This is a genomic window from Streptomyces sp. NPDC034037, assembly GCF_055575715.1.
Genome location: NZ_JBVISC010000010.1, coordinates 191,807 through 207,615, shown reverse-complemented (window position 1 = coordinate 207,615; position 15,809 = coordinate 191,807). Strand labels below are relative to the sequence as shown.

Below are 15,809 nucleotides of genomic sequence, written 5' to 3'. Positions count from 1 at the left end.
CACACCGCCGTATTCGCCGTTACCGTGAGGAGCTGATCCCGATGGCCAGCGAGGAGAAGCTTCGCACCTATCTCAAATTGGCGACCACCGACCTCCGCCAGACCCGTCGGCGGCTGGAGGAAATGGAAGCCAAGGAGTCCGAGCCCATCGCGATCGTGGGCATGGGCTGCCGCTATCCGGGAGGCGTGGGCTCGCCCGAGGAACTCTGGGACCTGGTGGCCGCCGGCACCGACGCCGTCTCCGACTTTCCGATGGACCGCGGCTGGGACGTCGAGAACCTCTACGACCCGGACCCGGACCGGCAGGGCAAGAGCTATGTGCGGGAGGGCGGCTTCCTGTACGACGCCGCCGAGTTCGACCCCGGGTTCTTCGGGATCTCGCCGCGCGAGGCGCTCGCGATGGATCCGCAGCAACGCCTGCTGCTGGAGACCGCGTGGGAGGCGTTCGAACACGCGGGCATCGCCCCATCCTCCGTACGGGGTTCAAAGGCGGGCGTTTTCGCCGGCGTGATGTACAGCGACTACGTGTCCCGGCTGAAGGTCGCCCCAGAAGGTTTCGAGGGCTACTTGGGCAACGGCAGCGCGGGCAGCGTCGCCTCGGGCCGCATCGCCTACACCCTGGGTCTCGAGGGCCCGGCGGTGACGGTCGACACGGCGTGCTCGTCCTCGCTGGTGGCGCTGCACCTGGCGGCGCACGCCCTGCGCCGCGGAGAGTGCGCCCTCGCGCTGGCCGGCGGTGTCACGGTGATGTCGTCCCCGATGGCGTTCGTGGAGTTCAGCCGCCAGCGTGGCCTTGCCGCGGACGGCCGCTGCAAGTCCTTCTCCGACGCGGCCGACGGCGCCGGCTGGGCCGAGGGTGCGGGCATGTTGCTGCTCGAGCGGCTCTCGGACGCCCGCCGCCATGGGCACCCGGTGCTCGCGGTCATCCGGGGCAGCGCGGTCAACCAGGACGGCGCGAGCAGCGGCCTGACCGCACCGAACGGCCCCGCCCAGCAGCGGGTGATCCGCCAGGCGTTGGCCAGTGCTGGTCTGTCGTCGGCCGAGGTAGATGCGGTGGAGGCGCACGGTACGGGTACGACGCTCGGTGACCCGATCGAGGCGCAGGCACTGCTCGCCACGTACGGTCAGGATCGGCCGGAGGGTCGACCGTTGTGGCTGGGTTCCCTGAAGTCGAACATCGGTCATACGCAGGCCGCCGCGGGCGTCGCCGGTGTGATGAAGATGGTGCTTGCCATGCGGCACGGCGAGCTTCCGCGCACCCTGCATGTGGACGAGCCGTCGCGGCAGGTGGACTGGTCGGCAGGTGCGGTCGAGCTGCTGACCGAGCGGCGGGAGTGGCCGGAGAGCGACCGACCGCGGCGGGCGGGTGTGTCGTCGTTCGGCGTGAGCGGCACGAACGCGCACGTGATCGTTGAGGAAGCGCCCGCGCTGGAGGCGGCGACGTCGGAGTCTGATGAACCTGCGGGGCCGGCGGTGACGCTTCCGGTGGTGCCGTGGGTGGTGTCGGGGCGTGGCGCGCAGGCGCTTCGGGGTCAGGCGGCCCGGTTGTTGTCGCGTGTTGAGGGTGATGGTGGGTTGTCGCCGGTGGATGTGGGCTGGTCGCTTGCGTCCGCGCGTTCTGCTTTCGAGCACCGGGCTGTGGTGGTCGGTGACGGCAGGGATGCCCTGCTGGCTGGGTTGGGTGCGTTGGCGCGGGGTGAGTCTTCTCCTGGTGTCGTTGTCGGTCAGGGTGTGGGTTCGGGTCGGTTGGCGGTGTTGTTCTCGGGTCAGGGCAGTCAGCGGGTCGGAATGGGCCGTGAGCTGTATGGCCAGTTCCCGGTGTTTGCGGATGTGTTTGACCGGGTGTGTGGGCTGTTGGACCAGGAGCTGGCGGGGCATGTGGAGTGCTCGGTTCGTGAGGTGGTGTTCGGGGATGCTGGTCTGCTGGGTCAGACGGTGTTCACGCAGGCCGGCTTGTTCGCGGTTGAGGTGGCTCTGTTCCGGCTGGTGGAGTCCTGGGGCGTGACCCCGGAGTTTGTGGGTGGGCATTCGATCGGTGAGGTTGCGGCGGCTCATGTGGCCGGGGTGTTCTCGTTGGAGGATGCGGTTCGGCTGGTGGCGGCTCGTGGTCGGTTGATGCAGGCGTTGCCCGCGGGCGGGGCGATGATCGCCGTGCAGGCCACCGAAGCTGAGGTCACGCCTTTGCTCGCCGAGTACGGGGACCGGATCGGCATCGCGGCGATCAATGGGCGGACCTCCGTGGTCGTCTCCGGTGACGAGGACGCTGCCCTCGCTGTTGCGGAGACGCTGCGCGGTCTGGGCCGTAAGACGAAGCGCCTTGACGTCTCGCACGCGTTCCACTCACCTCGCATGGACGCGATGTTGGACGACTTCCGTGCGGTTGCCGAAAGCCTGGCCTACGCGGCGCCGGGCATCCCCGTGGTCTCGAACGTGACGGGTGCGCTGGCCACGTCCGACGAGCTGGGCTCGGCCGAGTACTGGGTCCGCCATGTCAGGGAAGCAGTCCGCTTCGCGGATGGCGTGACCGCCCTCGCTGGGCAGGGCATCTCGACGTTCCTCGAACTGGGCCCCGACGGCGTGCTGAGCGCGATGGGTGCGGAGTCCGTAAGCGGTGGAATGTTCGCACCCGTGCTGCGGTCCGGTCGGCCCGAAGCCGAGACGCTGCTGTCCGGCTTGGCGCAGGCGTGGGTGCAGGGGGTGGCTGTGGATTGGGCCGCGGTGTTCGCCGGTACGGGTGCGTCGCGGGTGGATTTGCCGACGTATGCGTTCCAGCGGGAGCGGTTCTGGCTTGATGCGCCGGCTGGGGTGGTTGGTGTGGATGAGGTGGAGGCGCAGTTCTGGGAGGCGGTGGAGCGGGAGGATGTGGAGTCGCTTGCTTCGACGCTTGATGTTTCTGGTGATGAGTCGTTGAGTGCGGTGTTGCCGGCGTTGTCGTTGTGGCGGCGGCAACGGCAGGAGCGGTCTCGGCTGGATGGCTGGCGTTATCGCATCGGCTGGAAGCCCGTGCCGGTTGAGCCGTCGGCGGTGCTGTCGGGGACATGGCTGTTGGCGGTTCCCGCGGGTGTGACCGATGACCCCTGGGTGGAGGAGACGGCGCGCGGGCTGGAGAGCCGGGGCGCCGAGGTAGTGCGCCTGATGGTGGAGCCTGCCGCAGACCGGACGCGGCTCGCGCAGTCCATATCCGAGGCGGCGGCCGGCGCTTCTGTGGGTGGTGTGTTGTCGCTGGTGGCGTTGGACGAGGCTGTGCGTGACGGTGTCCCTGGGGGTCTTGCGGGTTCGTTGGTGTTGGTGCAGGCGTTGGGTGACGCTGGGGTGGAAGCGCCGTTGTGGGTGGTGACGCGTGGTGCGGTTGCGGTGGGTGGGTCTGAGTCGCTGGTGAGTGCGGTGCAGGCCCAGGTGTGGGGGCTTGGCCGGGTGGTGGCTCTGGAACACCCGGAGCGTTGGGGCGGTCTGGTGGATCTGCCCGAGACGCTGGACGAGCGGGTCGCGGACCGGCTGGCGGGCGTGTTGGCCGGTGCCGGTGCCGGTGGCGAGGATCAGGTTGCGGTCCGCTCGGCTGGTGTCTTTGGCCGTCGTCTGTTGCGGGCTGGTGGCCGCAGTGCCGGCCAGGAGTGGCGCACCAGTGGCACGGCCCTGATCACCGGTGGCACAGGCGCACTGGGCGGGCATGTCGCCCGCTGGCTGGTGTCGCGTGGTGCCGAGCACTTGGTGTTGACCAGTCGCCGTGGCCTGGATGCGCCGGGTGCGGTGGATCTCGAGGCTGAGTTGCTGGGGCTTGGGGTGAGGGTGACGATCGCCGCGTGCGATGTCTCTGACCGGGCGGCGGTGGCGGAGCTGTTGGCTTCGATGCCTGCGAAGTATCCGTTGACGACGGTGATCCACGCGGCCGGTGTGCTGGATGACGGAGTCATCGAGTCCCTGACCCCTGAGCGGTTCGCGGGCGTGCTGCGTGCGAAGGCGGACGCGGCGCTGCATCTGCACGAGTTGACCAAGGACCTCGACCTCTCCGCCTTCGTGCTGTTCTCATCTCTTGCCGGGGCTGTTGGTGGAGCGGGTCAGGGCAACTACGCGGCTGCGAACGCGTTCCTCGACGCGTTGGTGGAGCAGAGGCGTGCGCTCGGTCTGCCGGGCACGTCCGTGGCCTGGGGACCCTGGGCCAATGGCGGCATGGCCGTGGACGGTGTGGGCGAAGTACGGATGCAGCGCGGCGGACTCGCGTCGATGGCTCCGGGCGACGCGATCGCCGTGTTGGGCGGGGTGCTCGACCGTAACGACGGCGGTGTCGCGGTGGCGGACGTGGACTGGGAACGTTTCGCGCCGGCGTTCACGGCAGTCCGTTCAGCCCCGCTGATCAGCGACATTCCCGAGGTCCGCAAGGCCCTGGAAGCGGCAGTCCGCGACACGCCGGGCATGGAGGCGGACACCGCCGCCGCGTTCCGCGAGAAGCTGGCCGACCTCAGCCCGGCCGAACGGGACAGGGCGCTGCTCGAACTGGTACGTACGCAGGTCGCCGTAGTGCTGGGGCACGCCGGCACTGACACGGTTGTTGCCGATCGGGCGTTCAAGGAGCTCGGCTTCGACTCACTGACCGCCGTTGAGCTCCGCAACCGCCTCCAGGCGGCCACCAGCCTGACCCTGCCCGCCACGCTGGTCTTCGACTACCCCACCCCCACGGCCCTCGTGGACGCCCTTCGGGACCAACTCTTCCCCGCGGGAAGCGACGAGGCCGCATTGCAGCCTCAGGAGATCCGCATTCGGGAAGCATTGGCGTCGATACCCCTGGCCAAGCTTCGGGACGCAGGATTGATGGAAGTCTTGCTGCAATTGGCCGATTTCCACGAAGAGGTTGGCGTGGCGGTGGACGAAGGCAATGAGGAGACCATCGACTCCATCGATTCCATGGACGCTGAAAGCCTGCTTCGCATGGCGTTTGACAGTACTGATTCCTGAAGTGCCTGACATGTGGAGCTGGCGATGAACACGTCTCCTGAGAAGATTCTCGAAGCGCTGCGTACGTCTCTCAAGGAGAACGAACGGCTGCGGCAACAGAACCGGCAGATCGCGGCGGCTGCGCGGGAGCCGATCGCGATCGTCGGAATGAGCTGTCGTTTCCCGGGGGGAGTGAGTTCACCGGAGCAGTTCTGGGAGCTGCTCGTCTCGGGGGCCGACGCGGTTTCGGAATTTCCGATGGACCGGGGTTGGGACGTGGAGGGCCTCTACGACCCGGACCGGGAGCGCCCGGGAACCTCGTACGTGCGAGAAGGCGGTTTTCTCTACGAGGCTGCCGGGTTCGACCCGGCGTTCTTCGGGATCTCGCCGCGCGAGGCCCTCGCGATGGATCCGCAGCAACGCCTGCTGCTGGAGACCGCATGGGAGGCGTTCGAGAACGCGGGCATCGACCCGGCTTCACTGAAGGGCAGCCGCACCGGTGTCTTCGCCGGTACGAACGGCCAGGACTACGCTGCCCTTTTCCAGCACGCGCCCGAGGGGCTTGAGGGGTACTTGGGAACGGGCAGCGCGGCCAGTGTCGTGTCTGGACGGCTCTCCTACTTCCTTGGCCTTGAGGGCCCCGCGATGACGGTCGACACGGCGTGCTCGGCTTCGCTGGTGACCCTGCACCTGGCCGCTCAGGCACTGCGCCAGGGCGAATGCTCGCTCGCACTCGCGGGCGGTGTCACCGTCATGTCCACCCCCGTGGCCTTCGTGGAGTTCAGCCGTCAGCGGGGGCTTGCGACGGACGGCCGCTGCAAGGCATTCGCGAATGCTGCGGACGGTACGGGGTGGGGTGAGGGCGCGGGCATGCTGTTGCTTGAGCGGTTGTCGGATGCCCGCCGTAACTGTCACCCGGTGCTCGCCGTGGTCCGTGGCTCGGCGGTGAACCAGGACGGTGCGTCGAATGGGTTGACGGCGCCGAATGGTCCGTCGCAGCAGCGGGTGATCCGTCAGGCGCTCGCGAACGCGCGGCTGACGGCCGCCGATGTGGACGCGGTGGAGGCGCACGGTACGGGGACGACGCTCGGTGACCCGATCGAGGCGCAGGCACTGCTCGCCACGTACGGTCAGGACCGGCCGGAGGACCGGCCGCTGTGGCTGGGCTCGCTGAAGTCCAACATCGGCCACACCCAGGCTGCCGCAGGTGTCGCCGGTGTGATCAAGATGGTGCTTGCCATGCGGCACGGCGAGCTTCCGCGCACCCTGCATGTGGACGAGCCGTCGACGAAGGTGGACTGGTCGGCGGGTGCGGTTGAGCTGCTGACCGAGCGGCGGGAGTGGCCGGAGAGTGACCGGCCGCGGCGGGCGGGTGTGTCGTCGTTCGGGGTGAGCGGCACGAACGCGCACGTGATCATCGAGCAGGCACCTGAGGTCGAGTCGGAGTCGGAGTCGGCGGGGCCGACGGTGACCCTTCCGGTGGTGCCGTGGGTGATGTCGGGCCGTGGCGCGCAGGCGCTGCGGGAGCAGGCGGCCCGGCTGTTGTCGCGTGTGGAGCGTGATGGTGGGGTGTCGCCGGTGGACGTGGGGTGGTCGTTGGCGTCGGGGCGGTCGGCGTTTGAGCACCGGGCTGTGGTGCTCGGTGATGGTGTTGGTTTGCGGGTTGGGTTGGGTGCGTTGGCGCGGGGTGAGTCTGCTCCTGGCGTTGTCGTCGGTCAGGGTGTGGGTTCTGGCCGGTTGGCGGTGTTGTTCTCGGGCCAGGGCAGTCAGCGGGTCGAAATGGGCCGCGAGCTGTATAGCCAGTACCCGGTGTTCGCGAAAGCGTTTGACCAGGTCTGCGGGCTCCTGGACCAGGAGCTGGCCGGGCATGTGGAGTGCTCGGTTCGTGAGGTGGTGTTCGGGGATGCGGATCTGCTGGGGCAGACGGTGTTCACGCAGGCCGGCTTGTTCGCGGTTGAGGTGGCTCTGTTCCGGCTGGTCGAATCCTGGGGCGTGACCCCGGAGTTCGTGGGTGGGCACTCCATCGGTGAGATAGCGGCGGCTCATGTGGCCGGGGTGTTCTCGCTGGAGGACGCGGTCCGGCTGGTGGCGGCTCGTGGCCGGTTGATGCAGGCGTTGCCCGCGGGCGGGGCGATGATCGCCGTCCAGGCCACCGAAGAGGAGGTCACGCCTCTGCTCGCCGAGTACGGGGACCGGATCGGCATCGCGGCGATCAATGGGCGGACCTCCGTGGTCGTCTCCGGCGACGAGGACGCCGCCCTCGCTGTTGCGGAGACGCTGCGCGGTCTGGGCCGTAAGACCAAGCGCCTTGACGTCTCGCACGCATTCCACTCACCTCGCATGGACGCGATGTTGGACGACTTCCGTGCGGTTGCCGAAAGCCTGGCCTACGCGGCGCCGGGCATCCCCGTGGTCTCGAACGTGACGGGTGCGCTGGCCACGTCCGACGAGCTGGGTTCGGCCGAGTACTGGGTGCGCCACGTCAGGGAAGCAGTCCGCTTCGCGGATGGCGTGACCGCCCTCGCTGGGCAGGGCATCTCGACGTTCCTCGAACTGGGCCCCGATGGCGTGTTGAGCGCCATGGGTGCGGAGTCCGTAAGCGGTGGAATGTTCGCACCCGTGCTGCGGTCCGGTCGGCCCGAAGCCGAGACGCTGCTGTCCGGCTTGGCGCAGGCGTGGGTGCAGGGGGTGGCTGTGGATTGGGCCGCGGTGTTCGCCGGTACGGGTGCGTCGCGGGTGGATTTGCCGACGTATGCGTTCCAGCGGGAGCGGTTCTGGTTGGAGGCTCCGGCGTCGGCTGGGGTGCCGGTCGATGAGGTGGAGGCGCGGTTCTGGGAGGCGGTGGAGCGGGAGGATGTGGAGTCGCTTGCTTCGACGCTTGATGTGTCGGGTGATGAGTCGTTGAGTGCGGTGTTGCCGGCGTTGTCGTTGTGGCGGCGGCAGCGGCAGGTGCGGTCTCGGCTGGATGGCTGGCGTTATCGCATCGGCTGGAAGCCCGTGCCGGTTGAGCCGTCGGCGGTGCTGTCGGGGACATGGCTGTTGGCGGTTCCTGCGGGTGTGGCCGATGACCCGTGGGTGGAGGAGACGGCGCGCGGGCTGGAGAGCCGGGGCGCCGAGGTAGTGCGCCTGATGGTGGAGCCTGCCGCAGACCGGACGCGGCTCGCGCAGTCCATATCCGAGGCGGCGGCCGGCGCTTCTGTGAGTGGTGTTCTGTCGCTGGTAGCGCTGGACGAGGCGGTGCGTGACGGTGTCCCTGGGGGTTTGGCGGGTTCGTTGGTGTTGGTGCAGGCGTTGGGTGACGTGGGGGTGGAGGCGCCGTTGTGGGTGGTGACGCGTGGTGCGGTTGCGGTGGGTGGGTCTGAGTCGCTGGTGAGTGCGGTGCAGGCCCAGGTGTGGGGGCTTGGCCGGGTGGTGGCTCTGGAGCATCCGGAGCGTTGGGGCGGTCTGGTGGATCTGCCCGAAACGCTGGACGAGCGTGTTGCGGACCGGCTGGCGGGTGTGCTGGCGGGCGTTGGTGGTGAGGATCAGGTCGCGGTCCGCTCGGCCGGTGTCTTCGGTCGTCGTCTGTTGCGGGCTGGTGGCCGCAGTGCCGGCCAGGAGTGGCGCACCAGTGGCACGGCCCTGATCACCGGTGGTACCGGCGCGCTGGGCGGGCATGTCGCCCGCTGGCTGGCCCGTAACGGTGCCGAGCACCTCGTACTGACCAGCCGCCGTGGCCTGGACGCCCCCGGCGCTTGTGACCTGGTCGGTGAGCTGGAGGCGCTGGGGGCGAAGGTCACCGTTGCCGCTTGTGATGTGGCCGACCGGGCCGCACTCGGGCAGCTGCTGGCCTCGATCCCCACCGCGCATCCGCTGACGACCGTGATCCACGCCGCCGGTGTGCTGGACGACGGAGTCATCGAGTCCCTGACCCCCGAGCGCTTCGCGAGCGTCCTGCGCGCCAAGGCCGACGCGGCGCTGCATCTGCACGAGTTGACCAAGGACCTCGACCTCTCCGCCTTCGTCGTGTTCTCGTCCCTTGCCGGAGCTGTTGGAGGGGCGGGCCAGGGCAACTACGCAGCCGCGAACGCGTACCTCGACGCGTTGGTGGAGCAGCGCCGTGCGCTCGGTCTGCCGGGCACGTCGGTGGCCTGGGGCCCCTGGGCCGAGGCCGGAATGGCGACCGACGGGGTGACCGAGGAGCGCATGCGGCGCGGCGGCATCGCGTCGATGGCGCCCGACGACGCGATCGCGGTCCTGGACCAGATACTGAAGCGCCAGGACGGCTGCGTAGCGGTCGCCGATGTGGACTGGGAGCGGTTCGCGCCGGCGTTCACGGCAGTCCGTGCAGCCCCGCTGATCAGTGACATCCCCGAGGCCCGTGACGCCCTGGAAGCGGCGAGTGCGACCGGCAAGGCGACGGAGACCGGCGCAACGTCCGCACTGCGCGACCAGCTGCTCGGCCTCTCCTTGGCCGAGCAGGACCGTACGCTGCTTGAGCTGGTGCGCGCGCAGGTGGCGACCGTGCTCGGGCACGCCGACACCGGTGCGATCGCGCCGGGCAAGGCGTTCAAGGAGCTGGGCTTCGACTCGCTGACCGCCGTCGAGCTGCGCAACTGGCTCCAGGCCGCCTCCAGTTTGACGCTGCCCGCCACGCTGGTCTTCGACTACCCCACCCCCACGGCGCTCGCCCAGTTCCTCCGTAACGAACTCATCGGCACCGAGGACGATACGGCCACCGTTGGGTCCGTGGCCGCGCCTGCGGACGAAGACCCCATCGTCATCGTGGCCATGAGCTGCCGCTTCCCCGGAGGTGTCGAGACGCCCGAAGCGCTGTGGGACCTGCTGACATCGGGCGCTGACGCGGTCTCCGACTTCCCGGACGATCGAGGTTGGGACGTCGAGGGCCTGTACGACCCGGACCCGGACCAGCGGGGCAAGAGCTACACCCGCTCAGGCGGTTTCCTGCACGATGCCGCCGAGTTCGACCCCGGGTTCTTCGGAATTTCGCCGCGCGAGGCCCTGGCCATGGATCCGCAGCAGCGGCTGCTGCTGGAGACCTCGTGGGAGGTCTTCGAGCGGGCCGGTATCGACCCGCAGTCCCTGCGAGGTACCCGTACAGGCGTCTTCGCCGGCACGAACGGCCAGGACTACATCGCCCTGTTGCAGCACGCGCCGGAGGGCCTTGAGGGCTACCTCGGCACGGGCAGCGCGGCCAGTGTGGTTTCCGGGCGGCTGTCGTACACCTTCGGCCTGGAGGGCCCCGCGGTCACGGTCGACACGGCGTGCTCGGCTTCGCTGGTGACCCTGCACCTGGCCGCTCAGGCGCTGCGGCAGGGCGAATGCTCGCTCGCGCTCGCGGGCGGTGTGACGGTGATGTCGACGCCTGCGGGATTCGTGGAGTTCAGCCGTCAGCGCGGCCTCGCCGCGGATGGCCGCGTCAAAGCCTTCTCCGCGGATGCGGATGGTACGGGCTGGGGTGAGGGCGCGGGCATGCTGCTGCTGGAGCGGTTGTCGGATGCCCGCCGCAACGGTCACCCGGTGCTGGCGGTGGTGCGTGGCTCGGCGGTGAACCAGGACGGTGCGTCCAATGGTCTGACGGCGCCGAATGGTCCCTCGCAGCAGCGGGTGATCCGCCAGGCGTTGGCCAGTGCTGGTCTGTCGTCGGCCGACGTGGACGCGGTGGAGGCGCACGGTACGGGGACGACACTGGGCGATCCGATCGAGGCGCAGGCGTTGTTGGCGACGTACGGTCAGGACCGGCCGGAGGACCGGCCGCTGTGGCTGGGGTCGCTGAAGTCGAACATCGGCCACACCCAGGCCGCCGCGGGTGTCGCCGGCGTGATCAAGATGGTGCTCGCCATGCGGCACGGCGAGCTTCCGCAGACCCTGCACGTCGATGAGCCGTCGACGAAGGTGGACTGGTCGGCGGGTGCGGTTGAGTTGTTGACCGAGCAGCGGGAGTGGCCGGAGAGTGACCGCCCGCGCCGCGCCGGTGTCTCCTCGTTCGGGGTGAGCGGGACGAACGCGCACGTCATCCTCGAGCAAGCCCCCGAGGTGGCCGAGGAGTCCGCGGGGCCGGCGGTGACGCTTCCGGCAGTGCCGTTGGTGGTGTCGGGCCGCGGTGCCCAGGCGCTTCGGGGTCAGGCGGAGAGTCTGCTGTCCCACCTCGAGGCGCACGGGGAGTTGTCGCCGGTGGATGTGGGCTGGTCTCTGGCGTCCGCGCGTTCTGCTTTCGAGCACCGCGCTGTGGTGATCGGTGACGGCAGGGACGCTCTGCGGGTCGGGTTGGGTGCGTTGGCGCGGGGTGAGTCTGCTCCTGGTGTCGTTGTCGGTCAGGGTGTGGGTTCGGGTCGGTTGGCGGTGTTGTTCTCGGGCCAGGGCAGTCAGCGGGTCGGAATGGGCCGTGAGCTGTATGGCCAGTACCCGGTGTTCGCGAAAGCGTTTGACCAGGTCTGCGGGCTGCTGGACCAGGAGCTGGCGGGGCATGTGGAGCGCTCGGTTCGTGAGGTGGTGTTCGGGGATGCGGATCTGCTGGGTCAGACGGTGTTCACGCAGGCCGGCCTGTTCGCGGTCGAGGTAGCACTGTTCCGGCTGGTCGAATCCTGGGGCGTTGCACCCGACTTTGTGGGTGGCCATTCGATCGGTGAGATTGCGGCGGCTCATGTGGCCGGGGTGTTCTCGTTGAGGGACGCGGTGCGGCTGGTGGCGGCTCGCGGCCGGTTGATGCAGGCACTGCCCGCAGGCGGGGCGATGATCGCCCTCCAGGCCACCGAAGCCGAAGTCACACCTCTCCTCGCCGAGTACAGCGGGCGGATCGGCATCGCGGCGATCAATGGGCCGACCTCCGTGGTCGTCTCCGGCGACGAGGACGCCGCCCTCGCCGTCGCGGAGACGCTGCGCGGTCAGGGCCGTAAGACCAAGCGCCTTGACGTCTCGCACGCATTCCACTCGCCCCGCATGGACCCGATGCTGGACGATTTCCGTACCGTCGCCGAAAGCCTGACCTACGCGGCGCCGCGTATCCCTGTCGTCTCGAACGTGACGGGGAAGTTGGCCACGTCCGACGAGCTGGGCACGGCCGAGTACTGGGTGCGCCATGTCAGGGAAGCAGTCCGCTTCGCGGATGGCGTGACCGCCCTTGCCGAGCAGGGCATCTCGACGTTCCTCGAACTCGGCCCCGACGGCGTGCTGAGCGCCATGGGTGCCGACATCGTCACCGACGCGGTGTTCGTACCCGCCCTGCGCTCCGACCGCTCAGAGACGCAGGCGCTGCTCTCGGGTCTCGGCCGGGCCTGGACCCAAGGCGTGGCCGTGGACTGGGCCGCGTTCTTCGCCGGTACGGGCGCCTCGCGCGTCGATCTGCCGACGTACGCCTTCCAGCGCCGCCGCTACTGGCTCGACACCTCGGACGTGCTGGCCTCAGGTGCGGGGGCGGCTTCCGCGCTGGGGCTGGGCTCGGCGGAGCATCCGTTGCTGGGCGCGGCCGTGGAGCTGCCGGACTCCGAAGGGTTCCTGTTCACCGGACGACTGTCGGTGCGGACGCACCGTTGGCTGGCCGATCACACGGTGCGCGGCGCGGTGGTGCTGCCGGGCTCCGCGTTCGTGGAGCTGGCGATCCGCGCGGCGGACCAGGTCGGCTACGAGGTGGTAGAGCGGCTGACGCTCCACACCCCGTTGGTCCTGCCGCAGCGCGGTGGTGTCCAGCTCCGGCTGACCGTCGCCGAGCCGGACGCGGACGGCCGTCGCGCGCTGAACATCCATGCGCGGCCGGAGAGCGCGGCCGCTGAGCAGGGGTGGACGCGGCACGCCGAGGGCACGCTTGCCGAGCGTACGCCGCAGCCGGACTGGGAGCTCGGGGTGTGGCCGCCGGCGGGCGCGGTCGAGCTGGAGCCGGATGCTCTGTACGGGGCCCTCAGCTCCGAAGATGTCGACCTCAGCTCCGCAGGCGTCGGCCACAGCTCCGCAGGCGTCGGCAACGTCCCCGCTTTCGCGGGCCTGCGTACGGCCTGGCGGCACGGCAAGGACATCCTCGCGGAGGTCGCCCTGCCCGAGGACCAGGAGGTCGAGGCCGGTCGGTTCGGCATCCACCCGGCACTACTCGACTCCGCTGTGCGCGCGTGGCGAATGGCGCCCGGCACAGGTGAGGACGCCGAGGGACGGGAGCACGCCGTATGGGTGCCCGCGACCTGGCGGGGCGTGGCACTGCACGCGGTCGGTGCGTCCACGCTGCGGGTGCGGATCAGCAACAGCGGGCCCGACGCGTTCACCGTCCGGATGGCCGATGCCACTGGTGCGCCGGTGGCATCGGTGGACTCCATGGCGCTGGTCCGGCTGGAAACCGAGGCGCTGGAGGCCATCGCCGAGCTCGCGGGGGAGCGTACGCCCGTGCCGTCCGGTGCCCAGGGCGCGCCCGCCGTACGCACTTCGGCCCGTCGCGCCGTCGCGGTCGAGCAGATGGCCGGTGGGCTCTCGCCGGCGCAGCGCCTCGCGGGGCTGCCGGACGGGGAGCAGGAGGCCGCGCTGCTCGCGCTCGTCCGTGCCGAGGCGGCGACGGTCCTCGGGCACGACTCACCGGACGAGATCGAGGTCCACCACGGCTTCTTCGAGCTGGGCCTCAACTCGTTGACCGCCGTCGAGCTGCGCAACCGGCTGAGCGCGGCGGTGGGGCTGAGCCTGCCGAGCGCCTTCTTGTTCGACTTCAGCACGCCCACCGCGGTGGTCGCCCATCTGCGCCGGGAACTGGCCGGGGCCGGTGAACGGCGGTCCGAAGCCGAGCCGCAGGCTGCTGGAGCCGCCTTCGACGTGGAGGCGCAGGACGGCATCGTGGCGCTCTTCAGGCAGGCCTTCGCCACTGGGCGCAATTCCGTGGGCAACGACCTGATCGTGGCGGCTTCGCGTTTCCGTCCGACCTTCGGCAGTGCCTCTGTGGCCGAGCACGTTCCCGACGCGGTGCGGTTGTCCGCGGGTGACGCCGCGACGCGGCTGATCTGCTTCCCCGCCGTGGTCGCGACGGCCGGTCCGCAGCAGTACTCGCGGTTCGCCGAGCATTTCCGCGGTCGCCGCGACGTCTCCGTGCTGCCGCTGCCGGGTTACATGCGGGGCGATTTCCTCCCGGAGAGCATGGAGGCACTCGCCGCACTGCTCGCGGAGGCTGTGCTGCGTGTGGCGGGAGAAGGTCCGTACGTGCTCGTCGGGCATTCCGCGGGCGGGCAGATCGCGCATGCCGTCACCACGCGCCTGGAGAGGCTGGGGGAGCGGCGTCCTGCGGGGCTCGCGCTCCTGGACACGCCGTGGCCGGGCGACGAGGTGAGCGAGCAGGCCAGCACGGCCATGCTCGGTGTGGTCTTCGACCGTGAGGCGAAGCTCGGTGGGGACATCATGAATGCGACTCGCCTGACGGCCATGGGCGGGTACCACCGCATTCTCGAGGACTGGCGTCCTGAAGTGATCGAGACGCCCACCCTGCTGGTAAAGGCCACGGACCAACTGCCCACCGCCGGTGGGACTCTCGGCGACGACGAGGGTCTGCACATCACCTGGAAGCTGGACCACACGGTCAAGGCGGTGTCGGGAAATCACTTCTCCCTCATGGAGGAGCACACCGATTCGACCGGGCGAGCCGTTGAAGAATGGATTATGGAGTTGAAGCGTTGAAGCGTCACATCGCATTCTTTGGTGCGCCCTTCTGGGGGCATGTCAATCCCACGCTGGCCGTGCTCGCCGACTTGGCGAGGAGGGGGCACCGGGTCACCTACGTCACGACCGAGGAGTTCTCCGCGGCGGTGGCGGCCACCGGCGTCGAGGTGGTGCGGTACGAGTCCACCTGGCCCGCGGGCCGGAGCGCGCCCTCGCAGGTCTCCGCCGACGAGATGGCCGGAGGACCGCTGAAGTACCTGGTCGAGAACGTCGCGGCGGCGACCGGCGCCGAGCCCGCCTACGACGGTGACCTGCCGGACGTGGTGGTCTACGACACGCTGATGCACTCCGCGGCGCGTGCGCTCGCCCACAAGTGGCAGCGGCCGACCGCCCAGTTCATCCCGCTGTTCGCGTCGAACGAGCACTTCTCGGTCGCCCAGCAGCTGGCGGCCGAGTTCCCGGCCCTCGACCCGCAGCACCCCGCGCTGATCGAGTTCGGCACGAAACTGGCCGAGTTCCGCGCCTCGTACGGGATGGGGGAGGCGTCGCCCGCGGACTTCTTCGGTGTCGTCGAGGACCTCAACCTGGTGTTCCTGCCGAAGGACTACCAGCCCGCGGCAGACACGTTCGACGAGCGGTACGCGTTCGTCGGGGCGAGCCTCGCCGACCCGAGCACCCAGGGCGCGTGGACGCCGCCGGAGAGTGGAGCCCCGGTGCTGCTCGTCGCGCTGGGCACGCTGTTCAACGAGCGCCCCGAGTTCTACCGGATGTGCGTCGAGGCGTTCGCGGAGCAGCCATGGCACGTGGTGCTTGCGGTGGGTCGGCACGTCGACCCCGCCGACCTCGGCCCGCTGCCGCCGAACATCGAGGCGCATCAGCACGTACCCCAGCTCGCCGTGCTGGAGTACGCCAGTGCCTTCGTGACGCACGGGGGTGTGCGCAGCACCATGGAGGCCCTCCACTTCGGCGTCCCGATGGTGGCCGTGCCGCAGGCCGTGGAGCTGGAGATGGCCGCGCGCCGAACCGCCGAGCTGGGCCTCGGCATACGGATCGGGCGTGATGAGGTCACTCCCGAGCGGCTGCGCGAAGCGGTGCTGGAGGTGACGCGGGACGCGGAGATCGGCCGGAACGTCGCGGAGATGCGGCGCGTGACCCGCGAGGCGGGTGGCGCCGGCCGGGCCGCGGACGAGATCGAGGCGTACCTGGACCGCGTTCTGCGCGCCTGACGCCGATGCGCGGGTGCCGGGCGGGCTGGAAACCCGG

At 69.7% G+C, this 15,809-nt stretch carries 3 protein-coding genes; all 3 read left to right on the top strand.

The window, feature by feature from the left end:
- The first annotated feature begins 41 nt into the window (after nucleotides 1-41).
- The 3 genes from ACZ516_RS29825 to ACZ516_RS29815 are packed head-to-tail and all read left to right on the top strand — an operon-like array spanning nucleotide 42 to nucleotide 15,772.
- Entirely contained in the window at nucleotides 42-4,949 is a 4,908-nt protein-coding gene (locus ACZ516_RS29825) for a type I polyketide synthase (RefSeq protein WP_469012618.1), read from the top strand.
- A 24-nt stretch (nucleotides 4,950-4,973) separates the two neighbouring features.
- Nucleotides 4,974-14,564, top strand: coding sequence for a type I polyketide synthase (locus ACZ516_RS29820; protein WP_469012616.1), 9,591 nt, complete (start codon nucleotides 4,974-4,976; stop codon nucleotides 14,562-14,564).
- Nucleotides 14,540-15,772 carry a macrolide family glycosyltransferase gene (locus tag ACZ516_RS29815; protein WP_469012614.1) on the top strand — a complete coding sequence of 411 codons (1,233 nt, stop codon included), beginning with the start codon at nucleotides 14,540-14,542 and terminating at the stop codon, nucleotides 15,770-15,772. The genes ACZ516_RS29820 and ACZ516_RS29815 overlap by 25 nt, the downstream gene beginning before the upstream one ends.
- Nucleotides 15,773-15,809 lie beyond the last annotated feature (37 nt).

Coding starts and splice junctions, on each gene's coding strand:
- ACZ516_RS29825 (WP_469012618.1), top strand. CDS start 42: ATGGCCAGCGAGGAGAAGCTTCGCACCTATCTCAAATTGGCGACCACC.
- ACZ516_RS29820 (WP_469012616.1), top strand. CDS start 4,974: ATGAACACGTCTCCTGAGAAGATTCTCGAAGCGCTGCGTACGTCTCTC.
- ACZ516_RS29815 (WP_469012614.1), top strand. CDS start 14,540: ATGGATTATGGAGTTGAAGCGTTGAAGCGTCACATCGCATTCTTTGGT.